Raw genomic sequence first — 19159 nt, 5'->3', positions numbered from 1 at the left:
TATCTATACTAGCTTTTACGTACAATTCGATAGCTTGTCGCTACAAGGAAGAAGAAGGCCGAGACAATAATAATCGCAGCGCCTGATGGAACAGGCACCTCTAGCTCCATCGGTAAAATCGTCCCAACCAAGCAACTCACTGTTGCCAGTAAGGCTGAAACCAGGACAAAGTCCCCCATGTTCTTCGTCATCAGGCGGGCAGTCGCCCCGGGGATCAGTAACAGCGCACCAACAAGTACGGCGCCGATAATCTTCACGGACGCGATCGTTACCAAGGTGATCATCATGACAAACAGGTAATCATAAAAGTGCGTTGCATGACCACGCACCCTTGCTATATCAGGACTAATGCAAGTAAGTAGGATTCGGTTGAAGGTCGGTATGAGGACCAAGATGATCAACAAACAGCTCAATGCCAGAATCAAAATATCTTGATCTGTGACCGTTAAGATCGAACCAAACAGTACATTTTCAAGCATGTGGATGTTAATTTTTCGCGCGACATACATCAGCATTGCAGCGCCTACCGCAAGCGCCAATGCCAAAAAAACGCCTACCAAGGTATCATAAGGTACGTTGGTACGGTTCCGGACAAAATGCAGCAGCAGTGCAAACACCATACAGAAGCAGAACAAACCAATGATCGGGTTTTCAGGCGGTTCACCTAATAGTACGCCCAACGCAATACCCGTAAGAGCTGCATGGCCTACAGCTTCTGAAAAGAAAGCCAAACGCTTGGCAATAACTAACGTTCCCAAACCACCAAGCAAAGGGCCTACTAGCAACGCTGCAACAACGGCATTAACCAAAAACGCATACGAAAAGCTCTCGCTCAGCCATCCGGCTTCAACCCCGGCAAGTGCCAATTGGCGTATTGAATCCATCATGCTGCTTTACCTTGTTTCTTCATCACATCAACATTCGAACAGGAATAGTGATTAAAAAGCCTTTCTACTTTTTCAGGAGTCAAAACCTCCTGCACAGAACCGCTATCCACAAGCTGGCGGTTCACCACGTGAACCCTAGCTTGTAGGCGTCTAACCGCAGAAACATCGTGGTGTACAGCTAGCAGGGTTTTACCTTCTGTGACAAGTTCCATAATAAGGGACTCAAGGTAGCGCACCCCCTGCTCGTCCATGCCGGTAGTTGGTTCGTCCAACACCAGTAGATCAGGGTTATCCAGTAAGGCCTGTGCAAACAGGACACGCTGTTGTTCACCGCCTGACAACTGCCCCATTCTGCGCTCGGCACGTTCGACCATACCGACGCGCTCAAGTTGTTCGAGGGCAAAGCTTCGCTGCTTGGATAGATTCCGCCAACGAGACCAAAACAGCGGCGTGCGGCTTTGGTTAAGTAAGATAAAGTCCATCACAGTTAACGGTAGGCTCGACTCGAATACGGCTTTTTGAGGAACATAGCCAACTTTCCCTTTGCGACCAGACCAGTGAATATCGATATTGCCGGTAAACGGTGTCAGCCCCAATATCGAACGCAATAAAGACGTTTTGCCACCACCATTAGGCCCCATCACAACATGACACTGGCCGGCTTCAAACTGATGATTGATTTCATGGAGAATTTGGTTATCGCCATACTGCAGGTTGACGTTTTTCAGCGAAATACTCGGGCCGACCATTAACTTACCTTCCTTTTGGCGACAAACTGCATGGCTTCGATTAAGGTGTCGAGGTTTTCTTTCATTTCCTTTTCGACCTTGCCAGCTTCGTAAGGACCATGCGTCATGTGTGAAAAACGGTAAAGCTGAACACTGGTGGCTTCCTCAATGGTGTCGACATAGCGGTTAGGCATGTTCAGTTCATAAAACAACACATCGATACCTGATTGCCGGATCTTCGTAATAGTCTCCTGTAACTGGCTAGCACTTGGCTCGACACCGTGCGCAGGCTCGATGACTGCTGCAACGTCTACGCCGAACTCCTGCAGCAAATAACCATAAGCATTGTGGGTTGTGGCAACAACCATACCGCTGGTGTCCAGATCACCAAGCTCGACCATGGCCTCATGTTTTAACTTACGGAAAGCAAGAGAGTACTTTCTGGCATTGCTGCGATAGAAACGGGCATTCTCCGGATCTAATTTCGATAGCTCATTGGCAATGGTGTAGACCTTCTGGATAGTGGTAGAAAGCCCGACGAAGGTATGGGGGTTGACCGCGCCATCACCCACTGACTGACCCATAGCTGGCAGCAGAGGGACATCTTTGTTGGCCTCAATAACGACCAAATCATCACGGTTTGCCGCGGCAATGACCTTCAGAGCGAAATCGTCATGGCCAATACCATTGACCACAATTATATCCATCTGATTTAGTCGACGGAGATCATTGGGTTGCGGCTGGTAGTTGTGAGGATTAAACCCTGCATCAACAAGTGGAACGATGTTGGCTTTGTCACCAACAACAGCTTTAACGTAGCTATAGTAAGGTTGCAGCGTGATACCGATATTGAGCTTTTCAGCCGCATAAACTTGTGTTGAGAGCGCGAGCATCAGTGCACTGCATAGAAGCCCTTTAAAGATTAGGTTTGTAGTTTTCATTTATTTTCCAAATAGTCAGTGGATTGCTATTTAGTGTGAGTGGCGATGTTTACTGTCTGGGAAAGAGACTTGAGACCAGCCAAATTCAGCCAATGCCGAAGAGGTAAACGAAGAAGGTGTTTCAATAGCTTTTTCAACTGACGTTGATTTGAACCAGATAATAGGTTCAATCTCAGTACTGATTAGGACAATGGCAGTATTTTCTTGATTCGGGCCTAGCTCCTGCGGCACACCCAAGTAAACGCCTTCTGCCACCATTTCCCACAGGTGACGCCCTTTGTGCTGCCAGCTTTTATCTTTGATAAATGGGGCAAGCCAGAAAGACTCAAGCTCATCGACCAAAGGCCAGTGCGAATTAGAAATGACTTGTTCAGAAACCAGTGCACTGTCGAGGTTATCCTGAAATACATTACGGATTTCTTCATGTGCCAAGCGAAGTTCCGCAATCATAGCCAATTGTGAAGACGGTATTTCGTTAATTGAAACTTGGTAACTCTCAAGCTTGTCTTCTACCTTCCCCGCTTGGTGATAAGGCAAGGCAAAAAAGGCTATCACCAGGATAACTGCAATCGCCAGCGCGACCCATTTACCTTCCGTACCACCATCATCTGCTTTTACCGATTCAGTGATCATTTCTCTTCAATCTCGACAACATCAACTTCGACAGGGCTTTCATGTCCGGCGTCGAAAACCAAATAAAAATCATCTGCAGGCATTTCGAACTCAGCGATAGAGCGTTTATCAGTGATTGAGCGGGCAATTAAATTGTCATCGTAATCGAACATCTCTACCGCATAGTCCACAGCTTCACTACCATCACTGTATCCGGATTGGCAAACCACCTTCTTTGCTTCCAGCCAACAACTCATCAGGGGAAAATGTGCAAATACTCTGCTTGCGTTCAATACGCCGGCCACAAATACCGAACCTACCAATAGGTTTTTAGTAAATTGATTCATTACTATCTCATCTCGAAATGAATGGCCCGCCACGGAATACAGGCCATTTGCAATGCTTTATTGAAGTGTGTTCAGGCCAAAAGCCGGTTTTATTGCAGTACAGCCTCAAATGTCAGGTGGACATTGACACTGGCGCGATCGGCAAGAGCGTTGTTTTCAAGTTCGCCTTTGTAGTTTGCTTTTAGCAACCAACGGCCTGCATGTTCAGGTACGAAACTCACCATCCCTTGTTCATCACTTACCACATCGATTTGTTCTTGGTGGTTACGGTAAAGTGTCCCTTCTCGGGTAATTTCTGCCGTCACGCCCTGCTGCGGTTCGCCGTTGAAGAAAAACTGGAAGGTGACTTCCTCACCTTCAACGATGTCGGCAGGATGGGTAACTGGGACAAGTTCAAGGTATTTACCTTCAAGTTCAAATGCTTTTTCTGAAGGCTTTCCGACTGTGACATATGTTTCTGCACGTGTGTAGCTCAACTGAGTGACCACATCACGCGATTTCTTTGGTAGTACTTGATCGCGTTCAGCTTTGTGCGCCTTAACCCACTTCACGGTATCACGGCGACCAGCCTTGTACTGGGTGTAGTAAGACGGAACATTATTGACGCGGACCTTGTGGGTGCCCTCTTCTTCGAAGTAAAAATCAAAGATAGAACGACGTTTCCCCTTAGTGACATAAGACGGGTATTGAATTCGACCATCAGGCATGACGATCTGTCCTGTTTCACTGCCTGCTGGCTTGTCGAACACAAACGTGCCATGTGACGCGGTCACGTCAAAAGTAAGCCAATCGCCACCCTCTTTAGATACGGTAAAATGGGATGGTAGAATCCAACGCGGGTGGGCATTTGCAGTCGCACTGACTGCCATTCCAGCTAGCAAAACGCAAGCAACCGTCGCTGCCTTAAATTGTGAACGTTTAATCATTTTATAATTCTCGAATTGTATTAAATCTTTTATTTCACTGAATACTGAATGCGGATATCACCGGTTTCTTCAGTCGGCTTAAGGTGCTGTGTAAAGTCGACTTCAGCCAGTGTCATTTTCTCTCGCAGATAATTACGACCACCGTGCTCACGAACGACTTCGACATAGAAGGTATATTCACCCTGCTCTACTCGTTTTCCGCTATCATCTAATCCATCCCAAACAAAACGGTACTCTCCGGCAGGTCGAGTCGCCGATGTAACAGCATCAACCAACTCACGGTCATATCGACCAACTTTACGCCACCAACTGCGCAAATCTTTCAGCCATTCGTCTTTACCAACCCACAACTGGACTGTTCTTACTGGTTTGCGGTTACTGTCTTCAATCCAAACAGCAACATATGGCCGGGCGTACATAGCGGTATCAATCTTTGGTAATTGAAACTCCACATCCATTGTTGCCGTTTCCGGAATAGGTTTGGCGATAGCCGTAAATGCAATCGGGAAAGCCAAAGTCAAACTGGCTAGCGATTTTGCAAAAGCATTCATGGGTGTTCCTTGTTAAATTGCCGGTTAAGGCACAGCGAAAATAAAAATAAATAACGTTGTCAGCGAGCCAAGAGCCATCCATTTCATTGAGGTATTCAATGTTTTCTTTTTCGGCAGCAGCAGGCATACACCGGTAAGCACAAAAAAGACCATCAACAAAGCGGTAATATCAATAAACCACTTCCAGACCTCACCACTGTTTCTTCCTTTGTGCAGGTCATTCAATACAGCGACTATGCCGTAATGGTTTTTTTCGATTTCGGCTTGCTGATTGAGCAAATCAATGAACACTGTTGCGTTGTAGCCAGGGCCTTTGTAGTCGAGGGCTATCTCACCCTCGAGCAACTCGCCATCTTCAACCTCTGTAAAGACTTCCATCGCTGAAGGCATTCCTGAAATAGCAGCATTGGCATCAAGAAACTCAAGCAAAGCCTGTTCATCCGGAACAAAAGCCCTGCTGCCACTGTTCATCAAAGAATTCGGCAGTGCCAAGCTCAACGAATCCACCGTCGGCTGGCTTTTTACAAACAGTTCAGGGCGATTGAGCGTTATCCCTGTTACCGAGAAAAACAGCACAACAAGCAGCAGCGCCATAGACACATAGATATGCAGGCGTCGGGCCCAGAGTTGAACCGCTTTACTTTTCAATAGCATGGTCAATTAAACGTATAGTGACTATCTTATGCTGCATAACATAATTGATAATCGTTTTCATTGGCATGAAATTTACATTGTTTACGAATGTAAAGGGTTGGCAGTACGGGGGATTTGGGATCAAAAGAGCAATAAAAGCCTGAAAAAATTCATCACTACTATCAGTTGCTTTACCAAATTAGCATTTTATGGATTTTTTGAGGTATCGCAAAAACTCATACCTAACGTTCAAGTTTACTCATCCAACTACATCAAAAGACTATTAAGTAAGGAAGATATTGTATTTTGGCTAATGGGAGCCTATTACCAGATAAGTTCAGCAAATCCTAAATGATATTTCTGTTCAAGTTATAAAATAACGATCTTTTTTGTAGTTTATGTATTAGAAGACTAGTGAAACCATGAAACGCAGACTTGAAAGGGTATTAGGTACGGGTTAGTATCCCGCTAATTCGTATTAAGTACTTTTATAAAGTGGGGGGAATCTAATGAAGAAATTAATCCTTGCAGCAACAATTACATCACTAGTTGGCTGTGGTTCTGATAGCTCTTCAGAGCCAATCCAAGAGCCTACAAATCCAAAAATACCAGTTTCACCTATCAATCCCTCAGAACCGATTCCTGAAGATGTGATAGTCGATCCGATTGATGTAGTACTACCACCACCTCCTCCGCTGGAATATATCAACCCAATTGATCCTGGCTTCGGTTTAGATCCGGTTCGGAACGGTGAGCGCCTAGCTAATTACATCAAGAACAACAATGGTGATGTAATAGTAATCCCTGATCCTATAGCAATTGATCCTCAAGACCCTGGATTTGGTGTAGATCCTATTCAAGATTGGATAGACCCAGTAACCCCTCCTAGTATTGGTCCGATTGACAAATACCCTGAACCAGAGGATCGTTGGATTAACCCTCAAGACCCAGATAATGGTGAACTTCCACCTATTGAAGATGTAATCGTAGCCCCTATTAGCGGTGAGCCTCTTGTTCCTTGTGAAGATTACGAATGTAAATTTATTGACCCGATTGATGTCGGTGAGCCAGAAGACCGTTGGATTGATCCTATTGAAGTCGGTCGCCCTATTGACGAATGCTATCTGGATGATAGCTGTAATGTTTTGATAGAACCGATTGAAGTTCTACCACCATATCAGCAAGAAGAGTACTGGGCAATGCAGTATGAGGATCACTCTATACAACATAGCATGTACCAGTTCTGTCTCACTGGAACCCATATAGATGGGTGGGTAAATTGTATTAGTGATCGCGGTAATGGCGATCATACCTTTGATCTAGAGTATGTAACTGAGGGCTATATAAATGCTAATTACAAAATAGTTAATGGTGAACGTATAGCCACTGATAAGAGTGTTAGTATCCGAGAACTAAATCATCAGGTGTTTGAAGATGACGATGGAAACTATCGAGGTGACCAAACACGAGGTGTAGAACTTACAACTCACTTCGCCGTATCAACTTCAGGGGACTATTGGAGTTTGAGCCAGTATGCAAATGTACGTGACGATATGGCACAAGGAAGTGACTGGACTAGCTTTGAATCTAACTGGTCGTTCAGAATGTATCACTACGCAGGTGAGCATTATCCTAACATCCATATCGACCGACGTAAGAGCTTCAATCGAAATACCGTGTACCTATCAGTTGATGTATCGTTTAATTGTAAGCCAAGCGAAGATCATAAAATGATGTTGTGCAGTGGTTGGACTAATGATGAAAATTTCAACATCATGCCTCACTTCGAGTTTCCTATTAGTGAAATCACAAACTGGCTAACATATGACTACACAATGGTAACAACTGATTTCGCCACATATATCGCTAACAAATATATCCTGAATAAATAAACGATCCATATAATATTTGACGCGGAATGTGTATAGCGTTGTACTCATTCCGTATCTTTTATCTATACATGTAATTAAAAATAAAGACGACAATTAGCGATTATCGGCACTTGTTTTTGTAACCAATCAGCTAACCATGACGAATACACACTTTATGTGTATGCTTCATAGCAACAGTCCATATGGGTTGTTTTGAGTAAGTGAAAAACAGCCAACTTATCACTGATCAAATGTGGTGGGAGCTGATCGAGATCCGCAACGATAAACCGTGCTGCCTCATCAGCATTAAAGCCATGTAAGACGCTTTTGGGGATAACGACACACTCGCCTACAGTCACTCTACCGACAAAGCCGTTCATATCGATATGGATATTACCTTGGATTGGCAGTACCAATTGATGGTAACCGGCATGAACATGAGAGTTAAAGCGCTTGGTGTAGGTGCGGATGGATAGGCTATTTTTCATATAAACAGAAAGTGAGTAAAAACAATATCTATACTTATACTAAATCATTTCTAAAGGACATTAGTATGAGTGAAGTTTACCAACAAAAGTACATTGTTGAAGATATTCAAGATATGAGGCATGGGGCTGTTGCTGAGTTGATTGAAGTGCCAAACGATATAACCGATCAAATGGGTTTAGGTGAAAGTAACAAACTTTTCGTTGATCTCACAGAAGTTGGCGCAGTTGAACTCGGCAATAAGCACTTTTTGGAGTGAGTTGGTTATCAGTGACGAGCAAAAAGATATGCCGCACAAAGCTAGATTCACCTTGGTACAAACAAAACGGCCTCAAGTTGAGGCCGTTAAATTTCATTTACTTTTAATTTAGAATTCAGACATCAGATGCTTATATTTCACATCATCTTCGTACATCTGATGGAACACCTGGTATTTCATATCATAGAAGCGCTTGATTCTGTCGGTTTGCGGCGTCACGGTTTTTCCGATACGGCTCATGGCATTCATTGCGCTTGGAATATCGGTATGGAAACCGGCAGCTACCGAACCCAGCATTGCAGAGCCCAATAGCACGGCTTCACTTTCTTCAGGCAGTAGCATGACACAACCCGTTGCATTGGCATGCTCTTGGAGGAAAATCGTGTTCTTTGTTCCCCCACCGCAGGCCATGATAGTGTCAATCTCATAACCAGACTGGTTCATAACTTCAATGATATGCCGAGTACCCAATGCAATGGCTTGGATAGTTGCTAAATAGGCCAACGCAGTATCATCGATTGTCTTCGACATTTTCAAGCCCGTGATCGTTCCAGTCAGGTTGGGGTTAGCACGGGGTGACCTGTTGCCGTGAAAGTATGGCAATACGTGGATATCTTTGGTCAGGAAAGCAATTTCTTCCTTGCTACCAGCTAACTTCAGCAGGTGATCATTCAACAGTTGATAGACTGTTATGCCTTCTTGGACCGCCTGTGCTTTTAACTGATCGTATAGCGGATCAGAACTTATGATATGATCTATTAAGGCACCTGTTGCCGACTGGCCGCCTTCGTTAAGCCAATACCCCGGGATCATCGCACCGTAGTAAGCGCCCCATACCCCATCAATGAATCGAGCTGTTTTGGAAGCCGCCATATGACATGAGGATGTGCCGCCAATCAAAGCCAATCGCTTGTTAAAGTCGGCACTTTCACCCGTCATACCTGCCGCACCTAGCACACCAATGCCACCCGCATGGGCATCAATGATCGATGTACCTACAGGTGTGCCCCTAACCAAGCCCAGATCATCTGCAGCGTGAGGAGTCAGTCCTTGCCCGACAGGTTCTCCCATTGGCTTAATTGTGTTACCTATTGTCTTCGCACCATCCACAAGCAAGTCATCTAAGCCAATTTGCTCAAAGTATTGCTTATCCCACTTACCTTCATGACCAAGGTATGTCCATTTACACACAGTGGAACACAGAGAGCGACTATCATCGAAAGTCGATTTCCAAGTTAGAAAGTCTGGTAAATCAAAGAAGTAACCCGCCTGAGACCAGGTGTTGGGCATGTTTTCTTTTAGCCAAAGTAATTTAGGCGTTTCCATTTCCGGTGAAATACGATTACCAACGTAAGCTAACACAGGATGCTTGGTCGCATTGATACGCTCAGCTTGTGCAATGGCCCTATGATCCATCCACATAATAATGTTTTGTTCACTGCGCCCTGTCGGACTCACTGTCAGCGGTTGGCCTTTTTTATCCAGTACAACCAACGAACAGGTCGCATCAAAACCAATGCCTTTGACTTGAATAGGATCGATATTGGCTTGAGATACCGCATCCTTCACTGCCATACAGACACTTTGCCAAATGTCTTCAGATGACTGCTCGACAAAATCTGCACGAGGTTTAAACATCTGTGTATCACGTTTTGCTTCACCGACTTTTCGACCAGAGGCATCGAAAACACCAGCCCGTGCGCTGCCACTACCAACATCAACGCCAATAAAATAAATACTCATCTTGCTCTCTCCGCTAAGCTTTTCGTTTTTGTAGGGCAATGAATAGAATAAGAATGCCGCCCCAAAGAGCCATGGTTAGATAGCTACTGACACCCAATAGGTTCAAACCGCTTTCCAACGTCTGCAATACAATTAATGCCAAAGCAATACCGATGATCCGGCCAAAGCCACCGTCAGGATTAATTCCACCGAGCACTGAAGCCAAAATTGCGATTAGCAAATATGATTCGCCATAACCCGCTTTGGCCGAGTTGAATTTTGCCATCATGATCAAAGCGGCAACCCAGCACAATATCGATGAGATGGCATAGACATATAACACTGCCTTTTGTGTGTTAATGCCAGAGAACCGTGTTGCTTTCTCATTCGAGCCCATCAAGTAGATGGTGCGCCCCAAACTGGTGTGTTCAAGCAATACCCACATACCAATGGCAAACGCTACAAATAATATCAGCGGCATTGGGATGCCAATAAAAGAACCATTACCCAGCACCAACAAGGCTTGAGGGAAGCCTGAAATTACACTCCCTCCGGAGATTAAGACATTCAGGCCATTGATTAATGTCATCATTCCGAGGGTTGCCAAGATTGGTGAAACACCGACGTAGGCAATTAGAGCACCGTTCACCAGTCCAATCACAATGGCTGTAATCAGGCCGGCCAACAATGCCAGCAGAACTACCATGCCATTTTCAGGAGCCATGGTAATAACACTCGCCATCACTAAACTGCAGGCATTCGTTGTCGCAATAATCGATAAGTTAATCCCCCCGGTTAGCATGCAGACAGCCATAGCAAGGGCGAGCATTCCCAGCAAAGGCATTTGTGAGGACATCGACTGTAAATTCGCGAAGGAGAAAAACGTATCGCCGCTTGTTAGCGCCATCAACGCAATGATCCCCAAGAGGATAACTAACAAATAGCGTATATTTCTATCTGTCGGAAGCTTTAGCGCGTTCAGAACCTGATCCATTACGCCTCCTGCAATGTTTGTTTCTTTTCATTCAGTGCCGTCATACTGATACTGAATACAATGATGAGGCCGGTAACAACCGTATGCCAATAAGAGGGAACCCCGAGCAGGGTCAAACCATTTTTCATAATGGCCAGCAAAGCGACACCTAGTGCAACCCCCATTAATGTCCCTTTACCGCCGGTCATACTAGTGCCACCTAACACCACGGCTGCTAAAACGGTGAGTTCGAAACCCATCAACGAGTTTGGAGCAACCGACTGGGTGATTTGGGTTTGGACCACGGCTGCTATACCTGCCAGTGCTCCCATATACCCGTACACAAACAAGTGGATAGCAAACAAGTTGATACCAATGCGACTTGCTGCGTCTGCATTGCCTCCCATCGCATAGATCTGACGGCCGAGGCGCGTCTTAGACATCAAAAATGAAGTGAATAAAATAACAGCTAATAGCGTGATAATAGGAAGTGAAAGACCATAATCGTAGCCATCACTGCCGACAAAGGTAAACAGCTCTACTCCGTCCATGAACCATTCTGGGAAACCATACAGCCATGCCCCATCTGTAAAGTAAATAAGCAAGCCAAAGAACAGGTTCAAGGTAGAAATAGTAATTATGATTGCGGGCACTTTTAGCTTGTACACCAGTATGGCGTTAACAATCCCAAGTGCGACACCAACGACTGCTGCAATCAAAAATGCGATGAAAAAATTCCCTCCTACCGATAGTACATAGGTTGCCATCACATATTGGGAAATCGCGGCTGTAGCAGGGAATGAAATATCAATGCCACCAGCAATTAAAACAACAAATAGCCCGCATGCCATAATGCCCAAAATCGCTGAACTGACAGACATGTCAAAAATATTACCCAGCGTAAAAAAGTCCTCTGAAGCAAGACTCAACCCGATAACCATCAGGCCGATCAACAAAGCAAGGTAGAATTCATGCCGCTGGGATAAAGCCCTCCAGTGAAAACGCATTTGATCAGGCATTGACGGCCTCCATAATTTCTTGCTCGGTAGTGGATACTGGGTGAAAGTCATGGGTGAATTGCCCTTCTTTCATCACAATGACACGATGGCTGTTGTAGAACACCTCGGGGATCTCGTCACTAACCATGATGATTGCCATCCCTTTTGCTGCAAGGTCTTTGGCAATTTGGTAAATACTCTCTTTATTAGCTACATCGACACCCACCGTTGGGGAATCAAGAATTAACACATCCGGCTCAGCGGCAATCCATTTTGCGATCGAGATACGCTGTGCGTTCCCCCCAGAGAGACTCGTTACTGGCAACATGGGATCGGCAACTTTAATTGAGAGTGAAGAGATAAGCTTGCGAACGAGTTCTTTTGCCTTGGTGTGGTCGAGAAAGCCATTGCTGCGCTTTAGTCGAGGTAAAACAGCCGCTGTCGTATTATCCTGAATAGTTTGCTCCATCACTAACCCGGTACTCATCCTGTCTTCAGAGACATAACCGATACCATGAGCAATGGCATCACGGTTGGAGCGAAACGATACTGGCTTGCCGTTCAACTTTATTTCGCCAGTATCTGGCTTTGTCATACCAAATAGTGCCAAACATAATTCTGTTCGACCGGAACCCAACAAACCTGTAATAGATACAATTTCTCCGGCTCGGACTTGAAGGTCGATATCTTTAAATTGCCCTTTCTTGGTTAAGCCAGAAACCTCTAGCTTCACCTCTCCCTGTTGTTGATATTCTTCGAGGGGTGAGAATTCAAAACGTTGGCCAGTCATCAAAAAAGCCAACTCATCACTGTCTATCTCTTCTGCAGGATATGTCCCAATCGTTTTGCCGTCTCGAATAACCGTAATACGGTCAGAAATTTCCATAACTTCATCAAGCTTGTGACTGACAAAAACAACTGTCACACCTTTTGATTTAAGATCAGCAACTACGGCAATAAGGTTATTCACTTCAGTGCGTGTCAGCGAAGCCGTTGGTTCATCCATAATCACCAATTTGGCATCAGAAGCCATCGCTCGACAAATTGCCACTAATTGGCATTCAGCGATAGAAAGTTGCTCGACACGTCTGCCCAAAGGGAGTTTAACCCCAACCTTTTCCATCGCTGACTTGGCAATCGCATTGATTCGAGATTGCTTCACCAACCCTTTCGTCCATGCCATATGGTCTTGAACTGCAATATTTTCAGCAACAGTGAGATTAGGAAATAACGATAAGTCCTGGTATATCACCTGAATACCGTGCTCTATCGATTGTTGTGGGGTTAGGCGTGAATAACTTTTTCCGTTAATAATAATTTCGGCGCCCTTTTCAGGATCATGTACACCTGAAATCACTTTGAATAAGGTACTTTTGCCACAACCGTTTTTTCCTGCAAGGCAGTGGACTTCACCTTCATTAAAAGTCAGGTTAATGCCATCAAGGGCCTTAACGGAACCAAAGTGCTTGGATACCCGTTTTAAGGTAATAAATGCTTCGTTTGACATGATGGATTTCCAGCTAGAGGGCAGCATTGCACTGCCCTATATAAGATTTTTCGATAAAGAAATTAGAAACCTAATTCACGTGCATTAGATTTATCCACTTCAAGGATCTTATTAAACTTAATGACACGGTTTTCTTTATCGATTTCTGCAACACCTAGATTATTTACAGTTACTCCATCAGCCACTTTCTGGCCATCTAGCATTTGTTTTGCAACGGCCACCATTGCATAGCCAGCATCGGCAGGGTTCCAAAGGAAACCTTTATCGATTTCACCTCGGAGCAAATAAGGAGCTGCTTGGCTCGGCATCATGATGCCTACTGTACTCATTTTATTTTTGGCACGTTTCTTCTTAATAGCTTCACCAGCACCGATTGCACCCAGTGAACCGTAGGATACAATGCCCGTCATATCAGGGTGTGCCTTCATTAGGTCGTTGGTTGCCGCATATGATGCATCAATACTTTCAGCAACCGGCATTCGATTGGTCACTTCATACATCTCTGGGTATGCCTGCTTTTGATAATCAATTGCCAAGTTTGCCCAGTTGTTGTGAAGTGGTACGGTTAGAGAACCAACATAAACCGCGTAACCGCCCTTCTCACCCATATTTTTCGCAAGCTCATCCATCGTTGCTTTTGCATAAGCTTTATTATCGATAGTTTCAATATCCCAGTCAGCACTGTGGCCATCTGGTGATTCGTGAGTCAGGACAATGATCCCTCTTTCGCGAGCTTTCTTAAAGACAGGTTCCAAAACGGTGACGTCATTAGGGACAACGGTAATTGCATCAACCCCTTTAGCGATCAAGTCTTCAATAATCTTGACCTGTTGTGCTGGATCAGGTGTTGATGGACCAAGCTGGCGAGCATTAACACCAAAATCATCGGCTGCTTGCTCAATACCTTTATTCATTTGGTTAAACCAAGGGATACCAGAAACTTTCACGACGTTCACAATTTCATAGTCTTTCGCCTGAACACCTGCAGTTGCTAACGCGAGTGTAAGAGCCGCGACATTGAATAAGACCTTTTTCATCGTTATCAATCCTTTATTATGCGTATAGGGTATTGGGGATTCGATGAGACAAATATGAAGGATCACTGAGGAACAAACTGAAAGGGGCACCTATTTTGTGATACAGGCACATTAGTGTAACCATAGGGAAATTATGCTGATACAAATTTGTTAAAAGGGAGGGCTTACGTAATTTAAACCAAAGATCCTTCGCGTAGCAGCAAACAAGATATAACTAAAAATTAACAACACAAAAACAAATGCCATTTAATACAAACAAATCAAACTTTATCAGTAACCACATACTGATTAATTCAAACACAATCATTCAATAAGTTGATAATTGCCAAATTTAGTTAGTGTTATTACAGCAACATTCATCAATTTTGTGAACTCAACCCAACAAGATTTCTTGTGAACTCAGTAGGTTCAAATGATAGCCTCCTATGCTGTTGTTTATTTACAACAATATCAATTCAATATGATTAATACAGAGATTCGGCCTTTTATTAGCAGGGGCTAATAAAAGGCCGAATATTAAACGCTAAAATGTTTTATAGCTACGGTAAGGTATTCTAAAGAAGATAATATAAATCACAGGCACTATAAGCAGAGTCAAAATGGTAGCAACACCAAGGCCAAACATGATAACTGCAGCCATAGATTCGAAGAAGGCATCGGTTACCAAAGGCAACATACCAAGTATCGTCGTAATTGCAGCCATACACACAGGACGGACACGGCTCACCGTTGACTCAAATACAGCCTGGAAAGGCTCTTTACCCTCTGCAATATCGATGTTTATTTGATCCAACAAAACAATGCCATTTTTCAGCAACATGCCAGACAGGCTCAACATCGCAAGAAGCGCCATAAAGCCAAAAGGCGTCCCCATCACAAGCAATCCCAGCGTTATACCAATCATTGCCAGTGGCACACTGCACCAAATGACTAATGGCTTACGTATCGAGTTAAATAACACGACGGTAATTAAAAACATCACAGCAAAGCCCATTGGTAGCGATGCGAATAAAGCATTACCTGCATCAGTTGATGACTCGTGCTCACCTCCCCAAGATAATTCATAACCCGGTGGTAGCTCTATCGCTTCTACCTGAGGACGGATCTTTTCAAACAACTCAGATGGCAAGATATCGTATTCAAAGTCGGCATCCGCGAACACGGTCAATGTCCTCTTTCTATCTCGACGTTGAATGATAGGATCTTCAAACTTCACATCAAAACCACTCACAGCCTGTTGTAATGGCACATACGTAGCAAGTGCAGGACTCCAAATTCGTAAACTATCGAGAGAATTAATATCAACACGCTCTTCGTCTGGAAGACGTGAGATAATTGGTAATAAATGCGTTCCTTCACGATATAAGCCCACTTTCATCCCTGCAAAAGCTTGGTTCAAGGTATTCTCAACATCTGTTTTGGTTATACCTAATCGACGAGCCTGTAACTCGTTAAATTGCGGCTCTATAAACTTCGATCTTTCCCGCCAGTCATGGCGGACGTTGACAGTTCCGGGAGTATTGTTAAGGATGGACATTACCTCAACAGCAATCTCACGTAATTTATCCGGATCTGCTCCTTGAATCCTTGCTTCGATTTTCGCATCCGTTGAAGGCCCGTTTTCTAACCTTTTGAACTTAAATTGTGCCTGTGGAAACTCAGCCTCAATTTGGCGACGGTAGGTTTTCATAACAGGCTCAAGCGTATTAAACTCAGAGGTCCGAATTGCTAATTGCGCATATGCCGCATAACTTTTCTGAGGTTCGTAAGTCAGCATGAATCGCTGAAAGCCCTTACCAACAGAAGAGGATACAAACTCAACATCTTCTAATTTTGTTGCGATATCTTCCATATCTTCAATGGTTGATTGCGTCGCTCGTATATCTGTCCCCTCAGGTAACCACACATCGACCAAAAATATCGGTGTCGTAGAAGACGGGAAAAAAGACTGCTTCACATAGCTAAAACCAACAATTGAAATAGCAAAAGCGATTACCACACACAATATCGCTCCCCATCGAAAACGCATGCATAGATCAAGCAAAGCCTTATAGCCTGTAAAGAATGCACCCTTGTAGGGATCTGCTTGTTCAACATCACCACTCTTATGGGCTTTATCATCAAAAAATAACTTAGCAAAAAAAGGCGTCAGCGTAATCGCCGTTACCCATGAAAGAATTAACGAAAACAGTAATACCCAGAAAAGAGAACCTGCATATTCACCGGTTGAGTCCGGTGAAAGGCCAATCGGTGCAAAAGCCGTTACAGCAATAATTGTTGCGCCTAACAGTGGCCACATTGTCTGACCAACAATGTTTTTAGCCGACTCCAACGTTGTTTGCCCTTTCTGCCTGCCGATCAGGATCCCTTCGACAACGACAATTGCATTATCCACCAACATACCCAAGGCAATAATAAGTGCACCTAAAGATATTCGCTGTAATTCTATCCCTGCCTGCTTCATCAAAATAAACGTTCCTAAGCAGGTCAGAAACAAGATTATTCCAATAAGCACACCACTTTTCACACCCATGAAGATCAGCAGAACAATAATAACAATCACGACTGCAGCGAGAAGGTTCATAACAAAATCTTGAACCGACTTATCGACTTCCAAAGGTTGGTTATACATAACCTCCATTTTCATACCTGCAGGACGAGCGTAATCTATGTCTGCAAGTTTGGCATTCAGGGCTTTGCCAACTTCAACAACATTTACCCCATCAGCAAAGGCAAGGCCGAGGTTTATTGCTTGGCTTTGATTGAAAGAAACAAGATGGTTAGGAATATCCTGATATCCACGATGGATAGTCGCCACATCTTTCAAGAAAATTTGCTTATCCTTCGACGCTCCTGGAATAATCAGATCACCCAATTTTTCAACAGAATCAAAAGTCCCTGTTGGTCGCATTTTTAAGTTTTCATTATCAATGCGGATATTACCTGAATCCACAACCATGTTTTGTGAATCTAGTAAGCTAGTAACCAATGAAGGATCGAGCTGGAAAGCGGCAAGTTTATTCAATGACACTTCGATAAAGACTTGCTCATCTTGCTGCCCAGCCAGTGTCACTTTCCCCACTCCAGGGACCAATTCCAGTTCACGCTTAACATAGTCAACATAATCCAAAAGCTCTTGGTAGCTATAACCATCGCCCGTTGCCATCAGCATGACACCGTATACATCACCGAAATCATCATTTACTAGAGGCGTCTGAACCCCCGGCGGGAGTTGGTAGACCATATCGCCCACTTTCCGTCTTAGCTCATCCCATATTTGGGGTAATACTTCTGGACCGTTAGTATCTTTAATACTGACAGTTATTTGAGACATCCCCGATGTGCTTACGGAGACTATTTCATCCACGTATGGAAGCGCTTGGATTGCTTTTTCAATCGGGTAAGTCACTTCTTCTTCAACTTCTGTTGCCGTCGCTCCCGGATAGAGCGTTACCACAACAGCATCTTTAATTGTAAAGGGCGGATCCTCAAGTTGCCCCAGACCAAGAAAAGACATGACACCGCCAACAAGCAAAATTAAGGTAAACATCCAACTGATTATGGTATTTTTTACAAAGTAACTTGCGATGTTCATAATCTCTATCCATTCACCCTTACAACTTTCTGGCCTTCAGTTAAACGTGAGGCACCCTCTGAAATAATCATTTCACCGTCATTCAGGCCGGCTTTTATTTTCATCATGCCATCAACAGGCTTACCTAAAAGAACTTCTCGTCGTGAAACAGTTTGACTCTCATCTTGATATACCCAGACACTGGCCGTTTTTTTATCTAATAAATTTCCCTCTTGCATTTGAATTGCACTCAAAGGGACTAGGTATTCACTTTGATACGGTTGATTTAACCCTGCGAGTTCTACAGAAACCTTAGCCGGCATACCTTCTAACACGATATGTTCAGGATCGGCATTAACAATCAACGTAGCAATATAGCTCTGACTAATTGGATCTTTATTCATCCCTAACTCAAGCACTTTGGCTTCAAATACAGTGTCAGGATAACCATCGAAAACTACATTAAATATTTGCTCACCTTGCATAGCCTGATCCCGACTTGAAGACGCAACAATGCTATCCGGTACCTGCACATCCACCTCAACGTGATTTGGTTTGTGCATACTTAAAATTGAAGTACCAGGTAGAATATTTTCAAAATCATCGAGGTACACATCACCAATAACGCCATCAAAAGGTGCCCGTAATTCTGTGTATTTCAGATGTAACTCAGCCATTTTAAGCTCAGCATTTGCCACTAGGTATTCCGCTTTCAATTTGTCATATTCAGCTTGAGACATCATGTTTTTATCCAACATCTTCTTAGCGCGCTGATATTGCTTTAATGATTTAGCGTTCCTAGCCCGACGATCATTAACACTTATTTCATAATCTGTTTTATCAAGAACAGCTAAAAGCTCACCTGTTTTTACCTGCTGGCCATTGATAACCTTAATAGAGGCGATCTTCCCGTCAACTCGAAAAGAAAGTTCAGTCAATTCGTGTGCTTTTGCTATGCCAGTAAATACATGTACATCGCTGGTATTTTGCTTAGGAAGTTCGTATACAACGGCTCTCGTGGCTGTATTCTTAATTTCAACTTCTTCAGTACAGGCCATCAAACTCATACACGATAATAATACTAATGTTAAATATTTCTTTTTCATA

General features: G+C 43.9%; 17 protein-coding genes and 1 pseudogene. 2 read left to right on the top strand and 16 right to left on the bottom strand.

What is annotated here, in order from left to right:
* Nucleotides 1-8 precede the first annotated feature (8 nt).
* The 8 genes from C9J01_RS02550 to C9J01_RS02515 form a co-directional block, all read right to left on the bottom strand.
* The gene (locus C9J01_RS02550) at nt 9-884 is read right to left on the bottom strand and encodes a metal ABC transporter permease (protein WP_107297396.1); all 876 of its coding nucleotides are present in this window, start codon (nt 882-884) and stop codon (nt 9-11) included.
* Nucleotides 884-1636 (bottom strand): metal ABC transporter ATP-binding protein, encoded by a 753-nt coding sequence (locus C9J01_RS02545; protein WP_107296528.1) that lies wholly within the window; start codon nt 1634-1636, stop codon nt 884-886. Before C9J01_RS02545 ends, C9J01_RS02550 begins: the two co-directional genes overlap by 1 nt.
* Nucleotides 1636-2556, bottom strand: coding sequence for a metal ABC transporter solute-binding protein, Zn/Mn family (locus C9J01_RS02540; RefSeq protein WP_107296527.1), 921 nt, complete (start codon nt 2554-2556; stop codon nt 1636-1638). Before C9J01_RS02540 ends, C9J01_RS02545 begins: the two co-directional genes overlap by 1 nt.
* A gap of 30 nt (nt 2557-2586) precedes the next feature.
* Complete coding sequence (locus C9J01_RS02535) at nt 2587-3189, bottom strand: DUF6162 family protein (RefSeq protein ID WP_107296526.1); 603 nt, start codon at nt 3187-3189, stop codon at nt 2587-2589.
* On the bottom strand, nt 3186-3515 hold the full coding sequence (locus C9J01_RS02530) for a hypothetical protein (RefSeq protein ID WP_107296525.1): 330 nt from the start codon (nt 3513-3515) through the stop codon (nt 3186-3188). The genes C9J01_RS02535 and C9J01_RS02530 overlap by 4 nt, the downstream gene beginning before the upstream one ends.
* A gap of 89 nt (nt 3516-3604) precedes the next feature.
* Complete coding sequence (locus tag C9J01_RS02525) at nt 3605-4441, bottom strand: DUF4198 domain-containing protein (protein ID WP_107296524.1); 837 nt, start codon at nt 4439-4441, stop codon at nt 3605-3607.
* 29 nt (nt 4442-4470) lie between these two features.
* Nucleotides 4471-4992, bottom strand: a complete 522-nt coding sequence (locus C9J01_RS02520; protein ID WP_107296523.1) for a DUF2271 domain-containing protein — start codon at nt 4990-4992, stop codon at nt 4471-4473.
* A gap of 24 nt (nt 4993-5016) precedes the next feature.
* Nucleotides 5017-5646, bottom strand: a complete 630-nt coding sequence (locus tag C9J01_RS02515; protein WP_107296522.1) for a PepSY-associated TM helix domain-containing protein — start codon at nt 5644-5646, stop codon at nt 5017-5019.
* Between the two features lie 488 nt (nt 5647-6134).
* Between C9J01_RS02515 and C9J01_RS02505 the strand changes: the two genes are divergently transcribed.
* The gene (locus tag C9J01_RS02505) at nt 6135-7517 is read left to right on the top strand and encodes a hypothetical protein (RefSeq protein ID WP_107296520.1); all 1383 of its coding nucleotides are present in this window, start codon (nt 6135-6137) and stop codon (nt 7515-7517) included.
* A 203-nt stretch (nt 7518-7720) separates the two neighbouring features.
* Here C9J01_RS02505 and C9J01_RS02500 read toward each other — a convergent pair.
* Nucleotides 7721-7984 (bottom strand): annotated as a pseudogene (locus C9J01_RS02500) (cupin domain-containing protein); the annotation flags it as partial.
* 65 nt (nt 7985-8049) lie between these two features.
* Here C9J01_RS02500 and C9J01_RS02495 point away from each other — a divergent pair.
* On the top strand, nt 8050-8241 hold the full coding sequence (locus C9J01_RS02495) for a hypothetical protein (RefSeq protein ID WP_107296519.1): 192 nt from the start codon (nt 8050-8052) through the stop codon (nt 8239-8241).
* Between the two features lie 108 nt (nt 8242-8349).
* Here C9J01_RS02495 and C9J01_RS02490 read toward each other — a convergent pair whose 3' ends face one another.
* The 7 genes from C9J01_RS02490 to C9J01_RS02460 all read right to left on the bottom strand — a co-directional run bounded on the left by C9J01_RS02490 (nt 8350) and on the right by C9J01_RS02460 (nt 19158).
* Nucleotides 8350-9984 (bottom strand): FGGY-family carbohydrate kinase, encoded by a 1635-nt coding sequence (locus tag C9J01_RS02490; RefSeq protein ID WP_107296518.1) that lies wholly within the window; start codon nt 9982-9984, stop codon nt 8350-8352.
* Nucleotides 9985-9997: 13 nt separating this feature from the next.
* Complete coding sequence (locus tag C9J01_RS02485; protein WP_107296517.1) at nt 9998-10957, bottom strand: ABC transporter permease; 960 nt, start codon at nt 10955-10957, stop codon at nt 9998-10000.
* Complete coding sequence (locus C9J01_RS02480) at nt 10957-11955, bottom strand: ABC transporter permease (RefSeq protein ID WP_107296516.1); 999 nt, start codon at nt 11953-11955, stop codon at nt 10957-10959. The genes C9J01_RS02485 and C9J01_RS02480 overlap by 1 nt, the downstream gene beginning before the upstream one ends.
* Nucleotides 11948-13441 carry a sugar ABC transporter ATP-binding protein gene (locus C9J01_RS02475; protein ID WP_107296515.1) on the bottom strand — a complete coding sequence of 498 codons (1494 nt, stop codon included), beginning with the start codon at nt 13439-13441 and terminating at the stop codon, nt 11948-11950. Before C9J01_RS02475 ends, C9J01_RS02480 begins: the two co-directional genes overlap by 8 nt.
* Before the next feature lie 62 nt (nt 13442-13503).
* Nucleotides 13504-14478, bottom strand: coding sequence for an autoinducer 2 ABC transporter substrate-binding protein (locus tag C9J01_RS02470; RefSeq protein WP_107296514.1), 975 nt, complete (start codon nt 14476-14478; stop codon nt 13504-13506).
* A gap of 523 nt (nt 14479-15001) precedes the next feature.
* Complete coding sequence (locus C9J01_RS02465; protein ID WP_107296513.1) at nt 15002-18073, bottom strand: efflux RND transporter permease subunit; 3072 nt, start codon at nt 18071-18073, stop codon at nt 15002-15004.
* A gap of 5 nt (nt 18074-18078) precedes the next feature.
* Nucleotides 18079-19158, bottom strand: a complete 1080-nt coding sequence (locus C9J01_RS02460; protein ID WP_107296512.1) for an efflux RND transporter periplasmic adaptor subunit — start codon at nt 19156-19158, stop codon at nt 18079-18081.
* Nucleotide 19159: the final 1 nt, after the last annotated feature.

It is taken from the genome of Photobacterium rosenbergii (genome assembly GCF_003026455.1).
GTDB lineage: Bacteria > Pseudomonadota > Gammaproteobacteria > Enterobacterales > Vibrionaceae > Photobacterium > Photobacterium rosenbergii.
Note: the sequence above shows the minus strand (reverse complement) of the source record. Positions and strands in the feature narration are given on the sequence as shown.